Source organism: Streptomyces angustmyceticus (assembly GCF_019933235.1).
Lineage (GTDB): Bacteria > Actinomycetota > Actinomycetes > Streptomycetales > Streptomycetaceae > Streptomyces > Streptomyces angustmyceticus.
In genome coordinates this window covers 4,023,018-4,038,892 of the sequence record NZ_CP082945.1, presented here as the reverse complement: position 1 = coordinate 4,038,892, position 15,875 = coordinate 4,023,018, and the positions used below count along the sequence as shown (strand labels likewise).

General features: G+C 69.2%; 14 protein-coding genes and 1 tRNA gene. 8 read left to right on the top strand and 7 right to left on the bottom strand.

Annotated elements, in window-relative coordinates:
• Positions 1 to 25 precede the first annotated feature (25 nt).
• Positions 26 to 1,420, bottom strand: a complete 1,395-nt coding sequence (locus K7396_RS18130; protein ID WP_152104769.1) for an ABC transporter permease — start codon at positions 1,418 to 1,420, stop codon at positions 26 to 28.
• A 122-nt stretch (positions 1,421 to 1,542) separates the two neighbouring features.
• Here K7396_RS18130 and K7396_RS18125 point away from each other — a divergent pair, with 122 nt between their 5' ends.
• Entirely contained in the window at positions 1,543 to 1,977 is a 435-nt protein-coding gene (locus K7396_RS18125) for a MarR family winged helix-turn-helix transcriptional regulator (protein ID WP_086715089.1), read from the top strand.
• A gap of 243 nt (positions 1,978 to 2,220) precedes the next feature.
• Here K7396_RS18125 and K7396_RS18120 read toward each other — a convergent pair whose 3' ends face one another.
• On the bottom strand, positions 2,221 to 2,583 hold the full coding sequence (locus K7396_RS18120) for a winged helix-turn-helix transcriptional regulator (RefSeq protein WP_086721584.1): 363 nt from the start codon (positions 2,581 to 2,583) through the stop codon (positions 2,221 to 2,223).
• 128 nt (positions 2,584 to 2,711) lie between these two features.
• Between K7396_RS18120 and K7396_RS18115 the strand changes: the two genes are divergently transcribed.
• The gene (locus K7396_RS18115; protein WP_086721585.1) at positions 2,712 to 3,362 is read left to right on the top strand and encodes an FMN-dependent NADH-azoreductase; all 651 of its coding nucleotides are present in this window, start codon (positions 2,712 to 2,714) and stop codon (positions 3,360 to 3,362) included.
• Positions 3,363 to 3,895: 533 nt separating this feature from the next.
• Here the strand turns inward: K7396_RS18115 and K7396_RS18110 are convergent.
• A tRNA-Leu gene (locus K7396_RS18110) sits at positions 3,896 to 3,979 on the bottom strand.
• A 544-nt stretch (positions 3,980 to 4,523) separates the two neighbouring features.
• On the opposite strand from K7396_RS18110, the gene K7396_RS18105 reads away from it, so the two are divergent.
• The 6 genes from K7396_RS18105 (at position 4,524) to pknB (ending at position 12,612) form a co-directional block, all read left to right on the top strand.
• On the top strand, positions 4,524 to 5,354 hold the full coding sequence (locus tag K7396_RS18105) for an FhaA domain-containing protein (RefSeq protein WP_086718449.1): 831 nt from the start codon (positions 4,524 to 4,526) through the stop codon (positions 5,352 to 5,354).
• A 10-nt stretch (positions 5,355 to 5,364) separates the two neighbouring features.
• Positions 5,365 to 5,895 carry an FHA domain-containing protein FhaB/FipA gene (locus K7396_RS18100; protein ID WP_086718448.1) on the top strand — a complete coding sequence of 177 codons (531 nt, stop codon included), beginning with the start codon at positions 5,365 to 5,367 and terminating at the stop codon, positions 5,893 to 5,895.
• Positions 5,896 to 6,027: 132 nt separating this feature from the next.
• Complete coding sequence (locus K7396_RS18095) at positions 6,028 to 7,602, top strand: PP2C family protein-serine/threonine phosphatase (RefSeq protein WP_086718447.1); 1,575 nt, start codon at positions 6,028 to 6,030, stop codon at positions 7,600 to 7,602.
• Positions 7,603 to 7,625: 23 nt separating this feature from the next.
• Positions 7,626 to 9,008, top strand: coding sequence for an FtsW/RodA/SpoVE family cell cycle protein (locus K7396_RS18090; RefSeq protein ID WP_086718446.1), 1,383 nt, complete (start codon positions 7,626 to 7,628; stop codon positions 9,006 to 9,008).
• Entirely contained in the window at positions 9,005 to 10,474 is a 1,470-nt protein-coding gene (locus tag K7396_RS18085) for a peptidoglycan D,D-transpeptidase FtsI family protein (RefSeq protein WP_086718445.1), read from the top strand. Before K7396_RS18090 ends, K7396_RS18085 begins: the two co-directional genes overlap by 4 nt.
• Positions 10,475 to 10,620: 146 nt before the next feature.
• Positions 10,621 to 12,612: a Stk1 family PASTA domain-containing Ser/Thr kinase gene (pknB, locus tag K7396_RS18080; protein WP_086718444.1), complete on the top strand. Its 1,992-nt coding sequence runs from the start codon at positions 10,621 to 10,623 to the stop codon at positions 12,610 to 12,612.
• Between the two features lie 171 nt (positions 12,613 to 12,783).
• Here the strand turns inward: pknB and K7396_RS18075 are convergent, their stop codons facing one another.
• Genes K7396_RS18075 through K7396_RS18060 form a run of 4 tightly spaced genes read right to left on the bottom strand, consistent with a single transcriptional unit; the run spans position 12,784 to position 15,846 of the window.
• Entirely contained in the window at positions 12,784 to 13,524 is a 741-nt protein-coding gene (locus tag K7396_RS18075; protein ID WP_086718443.1) for a class E sortase, read from the bottom strand.
• A 23-nt stretch (positions 13,525 to 13,547) separates the two neighbouring features.
• A complete protein-coding gene (locus K7396_RS18070) occupies positions 13,548 to 15,020 on the bottom strand; it encodes a class E sortase (RefSeq protein WP_152104768.1) in 1,473 nt (490 codons plus the stop codon).
• On the bottom strand, positions 15,017 to 15,673 hold the full coding sequence (locus K7396_RS18065) for an aminodeoxychorismate/anthranilate synthase component II (protein WP_086718579.1): 657 nt from the start codon (positions 15,671 to 15,673) through the stop codon (positions 15,017 to 15,019). The genes K7396_RS18070 and K7396_RS18065 overlap by 4 nt, the downstream gene beginning before the upstream one ends.
• Complete coding sequence (locus tag K7396_RS18060) at positions 15,670 to 15,846, bottom strand: hypothetical protein (protein ID WP_033266980.1); 177 nt, start codon at positions 15,844 to 15,846, stop codon at positions 15,670 to 15,672. The genes K7396_RS18065 and K7396_RS18060 overlap by 4 nt, the downstream gene beginning before the upstream one ends.
• Positions 15,847 to 15,875: the final 29 nt, after the last annotated feature.

Here is a 15,875-nt window from a genome sequence, read left to right as displayed (position 1 = left end):
AAGCGCCACCGCCCCACATCACCCCCTAGACCCCCACAGCCTCCTCCATCTCCGCCTCCGCAGCGTCCGCCGCATCAGCCTCCACGGCCCCACTGCCCTGACCAGCCCCTGTCGCACCCGCCGACCGCACCGCCCGGCTCCCCCGCTCCGACATCGGCTCCGGCACCGTCGCCGCCACCGCGGCCGCCGCCACCGCCGTGGCATGGGCCGCCGCTTCCGCCTCAGCGCTGCGCCGCCGCTTCTCGGCCAGTGCCGCCACCCCGACCATCAGCAGGCCGGCGACCAGCCACCCCACCAGCGTCCAGACGTGCCCCGGCAGGCCGTAGTCGTCGAAGTAGACGTGGCTGCGCGTGCCCTCCACGAAGCCCGCACCGTTCCAGAAGGAGTGCAGCGCCGCGAAGAAGCCGTTCTGCATCTCCGGGCGGAAGATGCCGCCGGAGGACGTGAAGTTGAGCATCACGAAGAGGGCCATCACGCCGAGCGTGGTCCAGCGCTTGAGGAAGGTGTGCAGGCCGGTGCCGATCAGCAGGATGCCGGCGGAGTAGAGCCAGGCCATGCCCCACAGGCCCCGGAGTCCGTGCTCGACGAGGTGGAAGACCGGACCGGCGAACGCCGTACCGATGAGGCTGACGACGAGGGACGTGCCGATCGCCAGCGCCGCCCGCCACCGGACCGGCAGCACGGCCCCGGCACCGCCGATCACCGCGACCGAGGCGTACGAGCCGATGCTGATCGCGACCAGCAGGAAGAAGATGCCCTGGCCCGTCGGATCGTCCTCGGCCGGCGGCGCCACGTCCGTGACCTTCAGCGGCGCGCCCTGGTGCGCCGCGATCGGGGTGAAGACCTTCTGCACGACGGAGGCGCTGGTGTCGGACCCGGCGGTCGCCACCAACAGCTCAGGCGTCTGCCGCACCGAGCCGCCCGCGACTCCGCCGTCACCGGCCCTCCCCGCCGCGCTCTTCATCGCACCCTTCTGGCGCGTCACGCCCTTCGACACTTCGTCAGCCGATGCCCCGTTAGCCGATGCCTCGTTCGCCGAAGCCCCCTTCGCCGACGTCTCGCCCCTCGCCCCCTGCGCATGGATCACATACGCACCAAAGATCTCCTGGTGCTTGAGCCGGTCGACCGCCGCGGACCGGTCGGCGACGGTCCGCACCTCCAGGTCACCGTCCGCCTTGTCGTTGATCGACTGGGCGAGCAGCTGCGCGCTCCGGCCCGATCCGACGACCGCGACGGGCAGGTGGTGCGGCGCGGGGTTCGCGAAGGCCCCCAGGTACGCCAGCCCCATCCCGATGCACATCAGCAGCGGCGTGATCAGGTGCGTCAGCACATGACGCAGCCCGGCGGAGTGGGAGGAGCGCGCGGAACGGTGGCTGCCGTGCTGCTCGCTTCGGTGGTCGGGGCGTCGGACCGTACTCATGGGCAGCCCTTCTCAGCTCGTCGGCTCAGCTGTCGCCACCACTGACCGGCCGGGAACAGTAGTTGGCAAATACAACTCTCATACGCGTTGTACTATACAACTACCTCTGTGAAAGGCAACTCGTGACCCACCGCGACGACTCCGTCGAGACCATCCAGCAGGAGATGACCGCGTTCGCCCGCCGGGCCCGCGCGACCGCCGCCCGGATGCACCCCGAGCTGTCACTGGTCTCCTACACCCTGCTGGCACACCTCGATGACCAGCACGGATGCCGCGCCACGGACCTCGCCGCGCACTACCTCCTGGACAAGTCCACGGTCAGCCGGCAGATCGCCGCACTGGAGAAACTCGGCTTCGTCGAACGCCGCGTCGATCCGGAGGACCACCGGGTCCAGGTGCTGCACCCCACCGAGAAGGGCGCCCAGGTTCTCGCCAACGTCACCGCCAGCCGCCGCAAAGCCTTCCGGGAGCGACTGGCCGACTGGGACGAGGACGACCTCGACCGCTTCGCCGCCTACCTGCTGCGCTACAACGCCGCCCAGGAACGGCTGGGATAGGGGAACCATCGGCCCAGGAACGGGGCAACCACGGACGCGAGCACCCACGCCCCACTCAACCCCTACCCGGAAGCACCTGCCCGCAGACCGGCGCACCCCCGGAACCGACGCACCCCCAGAACCGGCGAGACCCCGGAACCGGCGAGCCCCCCGGAAAACCCCCACCCGGAACCACCCGCCCCTGAAGCCACCCCCAGAGCCGTCAACCCCGACAACAACACCCCGCCACGGCCCCCGGGCTGCTCACTTCCGGAACTGTTCCGGACACTGCCCGCCGTCGGCGAGGTAGGTCTCCGCCCAGCGCGCCAGTTCCTTGAGCGCGGGCTCCATCGCGAGACCGGCCTCCGTGAGCCGGTAGGAGACGCGCAGCGGCGGCCCCGCGTCCACCTCGCGCACGACCAGCCCGGTCGCCGCCAGCTCCATGAGGCGGTCGGAGAGCATGCGCTCGCTGATGCCGGGGATGGCCCGCCGCAGATCGGCGAAGTGCACCGGGGCCGGCATCAGGGTGGCGACGATCAGCCCCGTCCACCGCTTCCCGAACAGCTCGAAGACGCGCGTCATGCCGCCGTCGACCTGCCTGCACGTCGCCTCGCCATGATCCGCCATACAGCCAGGGTACCGCCCTCCCGTTGGCTACTGCAGAAAAGTAAGCCGCTGTGCTATTAATAGGGACGTACGGAATTCAATCACCGGCCGCGCATCGCCCGGCCGCGTACCGAAGGGCACCCCCCCCCATGGCCACGCTCCTGCTCATCGACTCCTCCGTGTTCCCCGAAGGCGGCTCCGCCTCCCGCTCGGTCACCGCGGCCTTCCGCAAGGCATGGGAGGAACAGCACCCCGACGGCACCGTGATCCACCGCGACCTGGCCGCCGACCCGCTGCCGCATCTCGACGCGGTCGCCGCCTCCGCCGGCTTCTCCGACCCGGCCACCCACACCCCCGAGCAGCAGGCGGCCTTCGCGCTGCGCGTGCAGCTGGCCGAGGAACTGGAGCAGGCCGACGCGATCGTCATCGGCGCCCCGATGTACAACTTCACGATCCCCTCCACGCTCAAGGCATGGCTCGACCAGGTGATCCTCATGGGCCGCACGGCGGGCGAGCAGCCGTCCGCCAAGGGCACCCCGGTCACCGTCGTCGCCAGCCGCGGCGGCTCCTACGCGCCGGGCACGCCCCGTGAGCCCTTCGAGTACGTGCAGAACTACCTGGAGGCCGTACTGGGCGGCGGGATGGGCCTGGACGTCGACTTCATCGTCCCGGAGCTGACCATGGCCCCCAGCAACCCGGCGATGGCCGAGCTGGTGCCGCTGTACGAGACCTCCCGCGACAAGGCACACGAGGACGCGACCGCCAAGGCGAAGGCCCTCGCCGCACGCCTCGCCGCCTGAGCCCGACGGCCCCTCCCCGAGGAGCGCCGCCTGACGTCGCCTCAAGCGCTCGTGCGGCCCCATGCGGCCCACCCGGCCTCGACGCGACCCCGTCGCACAGCGCCACACGGTCCGCCGCCACCCCACGGGGCGGGCGCCGCCCCACCGCGGCGCCCGCCCCGTGGCGTACGCCACACCCAACTCCCCGGCCCACACGGCAGATCGCCTCGCGCACCCCGCCCACCCCGCGACCACACCGGAGCCCCACGGGAAGGCCGGCACACCCAACACCCCGGAAGCGCCCGGCGAGAACGCGGTCCTACCAGGGCACACACGGTGACAATCGCGTCACAAAAGGCCACCGAGGCCACACCCGGAGCCCCTGCTCACCACACATGTGACGCACCCCTCAGGACCCCGCCCCACCCCAAGTCCCGAGGTCATCCCCGCCGCACCCGCCGCTCCCACCGCCCCGTGACGCACACAACAACGTGACGAACACAACGAAAGACCCCCGGTCTCCGGATTTCTCCGGAGACCGGGGGTCTCATCTGTGCGCGAGGGGGGAGTTGAACCCCCACGCCCTTTCGGGCACTGGAACCTGAATCCAGCGCGTCTGCCTATTCCGCCACCCGCGCATGGGTGCTGCCGGTTGATTTTCTCACATGATCCGGGGTGTTCCGCCCGGGTCTTGTGCGACCGCCTTCCGACATCCAGAACACTAGCACGCTGTCGGGGGTGCGTTCACACGCCTTTCCCCCGGCCCCCGACCTGCGGCAACCCCGGGCCGCACCCCGCCGTGCCTCGGACATTCGCCGAGCACTGCCCAAAGGGTTCACACTCGCGGTAGCCGCAACAGGAGCGGAGCCGTCCGCACCGCCTCCGGGCCGGCCGGACCGGGCCGGCAGACGGGTCCTGTCCGACTCCGGCCCCCGCCCGGCGGGAGTGCCCGGCGGTTGCGGGACACTGTCTTCGGGGCACATCTACGATCGCAGTGCACGAGCAGTGGGCAGGAGCAAGCAAGCAAGGCAAGCACCGGGCAACCCTGTGAGGGGCGACACTCGTCCTCAAGGCGGGAAAGGGGAACCAGCCGATTTCCCGACGCGTGGATACGATCAGTAAGCAGTATCAGGACGACTCGATCAGGACGACCCCGACGAAGACTGAGGAAGGAGGTGCCCCGTGGGAGTACTGAAGCGTTTCGAGCAGCGTCTCGAAGGTCTCGTCAACGGCACCTTCGCCAAGGTGTTCAAGTCCGAGGTGCAGCCCGTTGAGATCGCCGGTGCGCTGCAGCGCGAGTGCGACAACAACGCCACCATCTGGAACCGCGACCGCACGGTCGTCCCCAACGACTTCATCGTCGAGCTGAGCACCCCGGACTACGAGCGGCTGAGCCCCTACAGCGGGCAGCTCGGCGACGAGCTCTCCAGCATGGTCCGCGACTACGCCAAGCAGCAGCGGTACACCTTCATGGGCTCGATCAAGGTCCACCTGGAGAAGGCCGACGATCTCGACACCGGCCTGTACCGCGTCCGCAGCCGCACGCTCGCCTCCAGCTCGTCCCAGGACCAGCCCGGTCCCGGGGCCTCCCAACGCGCCGCCGCACCCCGCGGCGGCCGCCCCGGCGGCGGCCATGTGAGCCCGCCCCCCATGCCTTCGTCCCCGCCTCCCGGCGGCGCACAGCCCGTACCTCGTACGGCACCGCCCGGTGCAGGACCGCAGCCCCACGCGCAGACCCGGCGCTGGATCGAGATCAACGGCACCCGCCACCAGATCTCGCGCCCGACGCTCGTGCTGGGCCGCAGCACCGACGCTGACGTACGGATCGACGACCCGGGTGTCTCCCGGCGTCACTGTGAGATCCGGGTCGGAACGCCCCCCACGATCCAGGATCTGGGCTCCACGAACGGCATCGTGGTAGACGGGCAGCACACCACTCACGCTAATCTCCGCGACGGCTCGCGGATTGTCGTGGGCAGTACCACCATCGTTTACCGGCAAGCCGAAGGGTGAAGCGGGGGCAATGTCAGAGCTGACCCTCACGGTCATGCGGTTGGGTTTCCTCGCCGTACTGTGGCTGTTCGTCATCGTGGCCGTTCAGGTCATCCGCAGCGATCTGTTCGGCACGCGCGTCACACAGCGCGGTGCCGCCCGGCGCGGCGGGCAGGAAGCGCGTCCGCAGCGGCAGGCTGCGCCGTCGCAGCAACAACAACAGCGCCGCCAGGAAGGCGGCCGCGGCAACAACCGTCAGCGGCGCGGAGCACCCACCAAGCTGGTGGTCTCCGAGGGCTCGCTGACCGGCACCACCGTCGCCCTCCAAGGCCAGACCATCTCCCTGGGCCGTGCACACGACTCCACGATCGTGCTGGACGACGACTACGCGTCCAGCAGGCATGCCAGGATCTACCCGGACCGTGACGGCCAGTGGATCGTCGAGGATCTCGGTTCCACCAACGGCACGTACCTGGACCGGACCCGACTGACGACCCCGACACCGATTCCGCTGGGAGCCCCGATCCGCATCGGCAAGACCGTCATCGAGCTGCGGAAGTAGTACGACAATGAGCGAGCGGAGCGAGCGAGCCGCGACGGTCCACTCGGCGGACCCGGGCGTGCTCCCGACCGGAGGGTGGGCAGTGTGGCTCGACGAGACCGGCTGTACCCCGAGCCGACGGGTGAGGTGCACATGAGCTTGTCACTGCGCTTCGCCGCCGGATCGCACAAGGGCATGATCCGCGAGGGCAACGAGGACTCCGGCTACGCCGGGCCGCGGCTGCTCGCCATCGCCGACGGCATGGGCGGGCAGGCCGCCGGTGAGGTCGCCTCCTCCGAGGTGATCTCCACGCTCGTCCAGCTCGACGACGACGTCCCCGGCTCCGACCTCCTCACGTCGCTGGGCACGTCCGTCCAGCGCGCCAACGACCAGCTGCGGGTGATGGTCGAGGAGGACCCCCAGCTGGAGGGCATGGGCACCACCCTGACCGCCCTGCTGTGGACCGGTCAGCGCCTCGGCCTCGTGCACGTCGGCGACTCGCGCGCGTACCTGCTGCGCGACGGCGTGCTGACCCAGATCACCCAGGACCACACCTGGGTGCAGCGGCTGGTCGACGAGGGCCGGATCACCGAAGAGGAAGCCACCACCCATCCGCAGCGGTCGCTGCTGATGCGGGCGCTGGGCAGCGGCGATCATGTCGAGCCCGACCTGTCGATCCGCGAGGTGCGGGCCGGCGACCGGTACCTGATCTGCTCGGACGGCCTGTCCGGGGTGGTCAGCCACCAGACGCTGGAAGAGACCCTCGCCAGCTACCACGGGCCGCACGAGACCGTGCAGGAGCTGATCCAGCTCGCGCTGCGCGGCGGCGGACCCGACAACATCACCTGCATCGTCGCCGACGTCCTGGACGTGGACGGCAACGACACCATGGCCGGGCAGCTCAACGACACCCCGGTCGTCGTCGGTGCCGTCGCCGAGAACCAGCACCAGCTCAGCGACCCGAGCACGCTGCAGACCCCCGCGGCGCGGGCCGCCGAGCTCGGCCGGCCGGGCGGCGCACCCGCCGGTCCCGGAGGTGCCTTCGGGCCGCCCGGCAGCGGTGAGCACGAGGTCGGCGGTCCGCCGCAGGGCTCGTTCGGCGCGTTCATGGACGAGGACTTCGTCAAGCCGCGCCGGCGCGGACGGTGGCTCAAGCGGTCGCTGTTCATCGCGCTGGCGCTCGCCGTCGTGGGCGGCGGGTGCTACGCGGGCTACAACTGGACGCAGACCCAGTACTTCGTCGGCGCCAAGGACGACCACGTCGCGCTCTACCGGGGCATCAGCCAGGACCTCGCGTGGATAAAGCTCAACGACGTGGACGAGGACCACCCCGAGATCGAACTCAAGTACCTGCCGCTGTACCAGCGCAACCAGGTCAAGGAGACGATCGCGGTCGACAGCCGTACCCAGGCCGGCGAAAAGGTCACCGAACTGAACAAGCAGGCCAATGCCTGCCGTAGTAAGGAGCAGCGGGAGGCAGCCGAACGCGAGGCGGCGCGTCACCCGGGCAAGGGTCAGGCGGGCACGCCGTCCAAGCCCGGTACCCCGTCGAAGTCCGGTACGCCGAGCACCCGGCCCGGCTCCACCGGCAAGGCGGGCAACGACAGCGGCACCGGTGCGGCCGGCACGCTGGCGGCGACCGTGACTCCGAAACCCACACCCACCACCAGCCAGGCCCCCTCCGAGGACCAGCAGAAGCTGGAAAAGAATTGCAGCACCCAGCAGTGAGGGCGTAGGGGGCCGGAGATTCCATGAGCAGCACCACCAACACCACCACCATTGGCACCATCGGGGCCCCGAGCCGCCGCAACACCGAGCTGGCGATGCTCGTCTTCGCGGTGCTGATTCCGGTGTTCGCGTACGTCAACGTCGGTCTGGCAAAGGACGGTTCGGTACCCGCCGGCGTGCTGGGCTACAGCCTCGGCCTGGGCCTGCTGGCCGGCGTCGCCCACCTCGTCGTCCGCAAGTGGGCGCCGTACGCCGATCCGCTGATGCTGCCCATCGCCACCCTGCTCAACGGGCTGGGACTGATCTTCATCTGGCGGCTGGACCAGGAGCCCTCGCTCGGCAAGGCGATGGCGCCCAACCAGCTGATGTGGTCGACGCTCGGTGTCGCCTTCTTCCTCGCCATCCTGATCTTCCTCAAGGACCACCGTGTCCTGCAGCGCTACACCTACATCTCGATGGTCGTCGCGCTGATCCTGCTGGTCGCGCCGGTGTTCTTCCCCGGCGTGAACGGCGCGAAGATCTGGATCACGATCCCGGGTCTCGGCTCACTGCAGCCCGGTGAGTTCGCGAAGATCATCATCGCGATCTTCTTCGCCGGCTATCTGATGGTGAAGCGGGACGCGCTGGCGCTGGCCAGCCGCCGTTTCATGGGGCTCTACCTCCCGCGCGGCCGTGACCTCGGGCCCATCCTCGTCATCTGGGCGCTCAGCCTGATGATCCTGGTCTTCGAGACCGACCTGGGCACCTCGCTGCTGTTCTTCGGCCTGTTCGTCGTGATGCTGTACGTGGCGACCGAGCGCACCAGCTGGATCGTGTTCGGCCTGCTGCTCAGCGCGGGCGGCGCGGTCGCGGTGGCGACGTTCGAGTCGCACGTCCAGACGCGTGTGCACAACTGGCTCAACCCGCTGGAGCTGTCCAACGGCGGTGTCACCGAGACCGCCCAGGCCATGTACTCCTTCGGGTCCGGCGGCATCCTCGGCTCCGGTCTGGGACAGGGCTACTCCCGCCTCATCCTGGGCATCGCCCCGAAGAGCGACTACATCCTCGCCACGGTCGGCGAGGAGGTCGGCCTCGCCGGTCTGATGGCCATCCTGCTGCTGTACGGCCTGCTGATCGAGCGCGGTATCCGTACGGCGCTGGCCGCCCGCGACCCCTTCGGCAAGCTGCTGTCGATCGGCCTGTCCGGCGCCTTCGCGCTGCAGGTCTTCGTCGTCGCCGGTGGCGTGACGGGCCTGATCCCGCTGACGGGTATGACGATGCCGTTCCTCGCCCAGGGCGGCTCGTCCGTGATCGCCAACTGGGCACTGGTCGCGATCCTGCTCCGGATCAGCGACACCGCGCGCCGCCCGGCGCCGGCTCCCGCCCCGTCCACCGACGCCGAGATGACTCAGGTGGTCCGCCCGTGAACAAGCCCCTGCGCCGGGTCGCGATCTTCTGCGGCCTGCTCGTCCTCGCTCTGCTCGTCCGCGTCAACTGGGTGCAGTTCGTCCAGGGTGACGCGCTCAAGAACGACCCGCACAACCGCCGGGTCGCCATCGAGCGCTACAGCACCCCGCGCGGCAACATCATCGTCGACGGCAAGGCCATCACCGGCTCCACGACCACCGACAGCGGCGACTTCAAGTACAAGCGCACGTACAAGAACGGCAAGATGTGGGCGCCGGTCACCGGCTACGCCTCGCAGGCCTTCGACGCCAACCAGCTCGAGAAGCTCAACGACGGCATACTCAGCGGCACCGACGACAGGCTCTTCTTCAGCCGCACGGTCGACATGTTCACCGGCGGCAAGCAGAAGGGCGGCAACGTGGTCACCACCCTCGACGCCAAGGCCCAGAAGGCCGCCTACGACGGTCTCGGCACGCAGAAGGGCGCGGTCGCCGCGATCAACCCGGAGACCGGCGCGATCCTGGCCCTGGCCAGCACCCCGTCCTACGACCCGTCGACCTTCGCGGGCATGAGCAACAAGGACGCCGAGGCGTACAACGCGCTGCAGAAGAAGAGCGACCCGGACGAGCCGATGCTCAACCGGGCGCTGCGCCAGACCTACCCGCCCGGCTCCACCTTCAAGGTCGTCACGGCCTCGGCGGCGCTGGAGAACGGGCTGTACCACGACGTCAACGCCAAGACCGACTCGCCGCTGCCCTACACGCTCCCCGACACCTCGGGCCTGCCGCTGAAGAACGAGGGCAACATCCCCTGCAAGGACGCCAGCCTGCGCGAGGCGCTGCGCTGGTCCTGCAACACGGTGTTCGGCAAGATCAGCGCGGACCTCGGCAACAAGAAGATGAAGGCCGAGGCGGAGAAGTTCGGCTTCAACGACCCGGGGATCAACACTCCGGTCCGCGCCTCGGAGAGCATCTACCCCACGGACAACCGGCCGCAGAACGCCATGGCGGGCATCGGCCAGGCCTCCAACCGCGCCACGCCGCTGCAGATGGCCATGGTCGCCTCGGCGGTCGCCAACGGCGGCAAGCTGATGAAGCCGTACATGGTCGACCAGCTGGTCGCGCCGAACCTCAACGTCGTGCAGCAGCACACGCCGCAGGAGATGAGCCGGCCGCTCAGCCCCGAGAACGCCCAGAAGGTCCAGAGCATCATGGAGACCGTGGTCAAGGAGGGCACCGGAACCAGCGCCCAGATCCCGGGCGTCACAGTCGGCGGAAAGACCGGTACCGCGCAGCACGGCGAGAACAACAAGGACAACCCGTACGCCTGGTTCATCTCCTACGCGAAGACCGACAAGGGCACCCCCGTCGCGGTCGCCGTCGTCATTGAGGGATCCGACACCCTTCGCGACGACATCGCCGGCGGAAAGCTCGCGGCTCCGATCGCGAAGCGCGTCATGCAGGCGGTACTCGAAGGCGAGAAGTGACCCGGATCATGCCAGTACCGGTCACGTATCAGGTTGCGGCTCCGGCCCGGTCCGCCACGGCGTGCCGGGTACGGTATGCCCGGACAGCACACCGCCGGACCACACACCGGTGCGGTCGGGACTGACGGAGAGGGCTGGAGAAGCTTATGGAAGAGCCGCGTCGCCTCGGCGGCCGGTACGAGCTGGGCTCGGTGCTCGGCCGCGGTGGCATGGCCGAGGTGTACCTCGCGCATGACACCCGCCTGGGCCGCACCGTAGCTGTGAAGACGCTGCGGGTGGACCTCGCCCGTGACCCGTCCTTCCAGGCCCGGTTCCGCCGTGAGGCCCAGTCGGCCGCCTCGCTGAACCATCCGTCGATCGTCGCGGTCTACGACACCGGCGAGGACTACGTCGACGGTGTCTCGATCCCGTACATCGTCATGGAGTACGTCGACGGCTCCACGCTGCGTGAGCTTCTGCACTCCGGAAGAAAGCTGCTGCCCGAGCGGTCGCTGGAGATGACCACCGGCGTCCTCCAGGCGCTGGAGTACTCCCACCGGGCCGGCATCGTCCACCGCGACATCAAGCCGGCCAACGTCATGCTGACGCGCACCGGCCAGGTCAAGGTCATGGACTTCGGCATCGCCCGCGCGATGGGCGACGCCGGGATGACGATGACGCAGACCGCCGCGGTCATCGGCACCGCGCAGTACCTCTCGCCCGAGCAGGCCAAGGGCGAGCAGGTCGACGCCCGCTCCGACCTGTACTCCACCGGCTGTCTGCTCTACGAGCTGCTCACCGTGCGGCCGCCGTTCGTCGGTGACTCCCCGGTCGCGGTGGCCTACCAGCATGTCCGCGAGGAGCCGCAGAAGCCGAGCAACTTCGACCCCGAGATCACGCCGGAGATGGACGCCATCGTCCTCAAGGCGCTGGTCAAGGACCCGGACTACCGCTACCAGTCGGCCGACGAGATGCGGGCCGACATCGAGGCGGCACTGGACGGCCAGCCGGTCGCGGCGACCTCCGCCCTGGGCGCGGCCGGCTACGACCAGGACCAGCCGACCACCATGCTGCGGCCGCAGGACCCGGCCGGCCAGACGTCCATGCTGCCGCCGATGAACCCGGACGACGGGGGCTACAACTACGACGACCGCGGCGACCGGCGCCGTGGCGGCGGCCAGAAGAAGAGCAACACCTCGACGATCCTGCTGGTGCTGGCGGCCGTCCTCGTCCTGGTCGGCGCGATCTTCATCGGCAAGGCGATGTTCACCGGCCACAACAAGGGCGGCACGATGCCCGTGCCCAACCTCGTCGGCAAGACCTTGAAGGAAGCCAAGGCGTTCGGCAGGAACGGCAGCTTCCAGGTCTCCGAGGGGGGCCGCAAGGCCTGCGACAACGTCAAGAAGGGCCAGGTCACCGAGCAGGACCCCAAGTCGGGCGAAGACATCGCCAAGAATGACACGGTCACCGTGACCATGTGCACGGGCGCCGTCAAGGTCACCGTTCCGGACGTGGAGGACCTGTCGTACGAAAACGCTGTCGCCCGTCTCGAGCGCAAGGGCTTCAAGAACGTCAAAAAGGTCTCTCAGGAGTCCGAGCGGACACCGGGCACCGTGCTCAAGCAGAACCCCGCAGGCCAGAGCGAGGCGGCCAAGAGCACAGTGATCGTCCTCACCGTCGCGCAGGAGGCCCCCAAGCAGACGGTCCCGTCCGTCACGGGGCAAGACTTCGAGACGGCCCAGAATCAGTTGCAGTCTCTGGGCTTCAAGGTCGATAAGACCGAGCAGGAAACCCCCGACCCGAACCAGGTCGGCAAGGTGCTCAAGCAGAGCCCCGAGGGCAACACCCCGGCCAAGACCGGATCCACGGTCACCCTCACGGTCGGCAAGGCAGGGGCGCAGACGCCGGTCCCGGGTGTAGTCGGCCAGACCCTGAAGGATGCGAAGAAGGCGCTGCAGCAGGCCGGCTTCACCAACCTCCAGCTCGCCGGGGGCAGTTCGCAGGACGACAAGGCCCGCGTCATCAGCCAGGACCCCCAGCCCAACACCCCGTCCGATCCCAAGAACACCACCGTGACGCTGACCACCGTCGGCGGCGGGAACGACAACGGTGGTGGCGGCGGCGGCTTCATCGGCGGAGCGTTCGGCGGACACAACTGACCGTCCGTACGTCGAGCAGCACAGAGCCCCGGCACCCTTGAAGGGTGCCGGGGCTTCTTCGTGCTTCCGCGTCCCGGGCGCCGGGATGCACGTCCCCTCAGGGCCGGACGGAATCCGGGCCGCGTCCGGCCGGTCCGTCCCGTCTGGCTCCGGCTCCGGCTCCGGCTCCGGCTAGCGGAGTTCCTTCGGCGGTGTGCGCTCCGCATCGACCTTCTCGGTGCGTTCCAGCTCGCCCCAGACGATGTAGCGGTAGTTCGAGGTGTAGACCGGGGTGCAGGTCGTGAGGGTGATGTAGCGGCCCGCCTTGCGCTTGCCGGACTCCTTCGGGACCTCGTCGAGGACGTCCACGTTGAACTTCGAGGTCTCGGGCAGCGACGCGAACACCTTGTAGATGTACCAGGTGTCCTTGGTCTCGAAGACGATCGGGTCGCCGTCCTTGAGCTTGTCGATGTTGTGGAACTTCGCGCCGTGGCCGTCGCGGTGCGCGGCGAGGGTGAAGTTGCCCTTCTTGTCCTCCGGCAGCCCGGACTTGACCGGCTTGGTGTAGTAACCGGCCACGCCCTCGTTGAGGATCTCGGAGTCGGTGCCCTTCTTGACCAGCACCTCACCGTTGTCCATCGCCGGGACGTGCAGAAAGCCGATGCCGTCCCTGGTGTCCAGCTTCCCCGGCCCCTTGGGCCCGCTGCTGGCCCAGTGCTTGCGCACCTGGTCGCCCTGCTGGTGTGCCGCGCGATCGGCGAGGACGTTGGTCCACCACAGCGAGTAGGCGACGAACAGGCCCAGTACCAGGCCGACCGTGATCAGCAGCTCACCGATGACGCTGACAACGGCGGCAATGGTCCGGCGCACACGGCGCGGCTTGGGCGGCGGCGCGGACCGGTGGCTCTTCTCGTCGGTTCCGGTTGCTGTCACCGCGTAGCACCCCTCTTGTGTTCTCAGCCGGCGAGCGCATCCGGTTTGCCCTTGCTTCGCGGCCGCTCGTCGACCATCTTGCCCCAGACGATCATCCGAAAGGTACTGGTGAACTCCGGGGTACAGGTCGTCAGGGTGATGTAGCGGCCGGGCTTGGTGAAGCCCGAACCGGGCGGCACGGGGCCGATCACGCTGGTGTTGCTCGGAGACGTCTGCGGGAGGATGCTCTCCATCTCGTAGGTGTAATACGAGTTCTTCGTCTCGACGATGATCTTGTCGCCCTTGGTGAGCTTGTTGACGTAGCGGAACGGCTCGCCGTGCGTGTTGCGGTGTGCCGCCACGGCGAAGTTGCCCTTCTTGTCCCAGGGCATCGCCGTCTTGATCCCGCTGTTCTTGTCGTAGTGGCCGATCATGCCGTGGTCCAGCACGCGGTGCTTGTCGATGCCCTCAGCTATCGGCGCCTTCACGTCCAGCTTGGGGATGTACATGATCCCGAAGCGCTCACCGTCCGCGAGGTTCTTCTTCTCGCCGCCGCCCTTGTCCCACTCGTGCTGCAGGTTGGTGGCGGCGCCGCCCGCCTCCTCTTCGGCCATCACATTCGTCCACCACAGCTGATAGGTGACGAACAGCAGCATCAGCACGCCGAGGGTGATGAACACTTCGCCCAGGGCGCGGCTGGCGATCAGGCTGGGGCTGTCCTTGGCGGCTCGCGCGGCCTGGCGGGCCTCCAGCCGGGACATGGGGGCGGAGGCCGCTTCGGAGGCCGTCGGTGCGGCCGCTGTGGCGGCGGCCGCACCACTGTGGCGCCGGCGCCTGCCGCCGCCGCGCTTGGCGGCCTCCTGAGCGGCCTTACGCCTCGCCGCGCGGCCGCCCGCGGACGATTCCTCGGTTTCACGTGAAACCGAGGTGCCGGTTTCACGTGAAACGGTCTCGTCGTCGGGCTGCTCCGCCTGACGCAGCGCCATGGTCTCGTTGTCGTCCAGCCACGGAGTGGCGGCGGCCGGAGCGGGGCTCACAGCGGGAGCGGGGCTCACCCTCGGCGCGGGGCGCACCTGCGGTGCGGGGGCGGGCGGGGCCGGCGTCTCCGGGGTGGCATAAGGCTGGGATATCGCCTCGGGCGCCGTGGGGCGGGGGTCTTGGCCGGGGCCGTGCCCCTGGCCGTAGCGGGCGGCCTCGGCGCCGTACGACTGCCGGTCCGGGCGGGATGGTGCTTCCGGCTCCAGGTGCGGGCGGAACCACGGGGAGCCCTGTCCCCCGCCTTCCTGGGCCGCCTTGCCCCGTCGCCGGCCCCGGCCCGGTTGCCCGTACGCGGCGGGCGCGGATGCCGGCGGGGCCTGGCCCGGCAGGGGATCGTTCAGCGGGTCGACGAGCTGCTCCACCGCCGCCTCGAACGCGTCGGGGTATCCGTACGGATCCTTTTCCTGCGGCCCGTACGACTGCTGCGAGCCGTCCGGCTCGTAGGATCTCCCCTCCCGCCCGGGGCGTAGGTCGGTCACGCGCCGGCCTTGCCGACCACCGGGGCCAGCCCCGTGGAGCGCTCCACCGCCCTCTCGTCACCGCATTCGACGAGCCAGTTGGCCAGCATCCGGTGCCCCCACTCCGTCAATACCGATTCGGGGTGGAACTGCACGCCCTCGACCGGCAGTTCACGGTGCCGCAGCCCCATCACGATCCGCCCGCCGGGGACCTCGTCGGCCTCCGTCCAGGAGGTGACGATCAGTTCGTCGGGGACGGTGTCCGGCTCCACGGCCAGCGAGTGGTAGCGGGTGGCGGTGAACGGCGAGGGCAGGCCGGAGAAGACACCGGCGCCCTCGTGGAGGACCGGCGAGGTCTTGCCGTGCAGCAGCTCGGGCGCCCGGTCCACCACGCCGCCGTACGCCACCGCCATCGACTGCATGCCCAGGCACACGCCGAAGACCGGGACACCGGTGTCCGCGCAGTGCCGCACCATGTCGACGCAGACACCGGCCTGCTCGGGGGTGCCGGGGCCGGGCGACAGCAGCACGCCGTCGAAGCCGTCCTGGGCGTGCCGCGGCGCGACCTCGTCGTTGCGCAGCACCTCGCATTCGGCGCCCAGTTGGTAGAGGTACTGCACGAGGTTGAAGACGAAGCTGTCGTAGTTGTCGACGACGAGAATCCGTGCGGTCATCGGACGGCTGCCATTCCTTGGTCGACAGTGACGTCATTGAAGGGGAGCAGCGGCTCCGCCCACGGAAAGACGTACTGGAAGAGTACGAAGACGACCGCCAGGACGAGCACCAGGGAAATCAGCGCCTTCACCCATGTGTTGCCCGGCAGATGCCGCCAGATCCAGCCGTACATGCTGTCGCTGTCCCCTTGCCGATGACGAT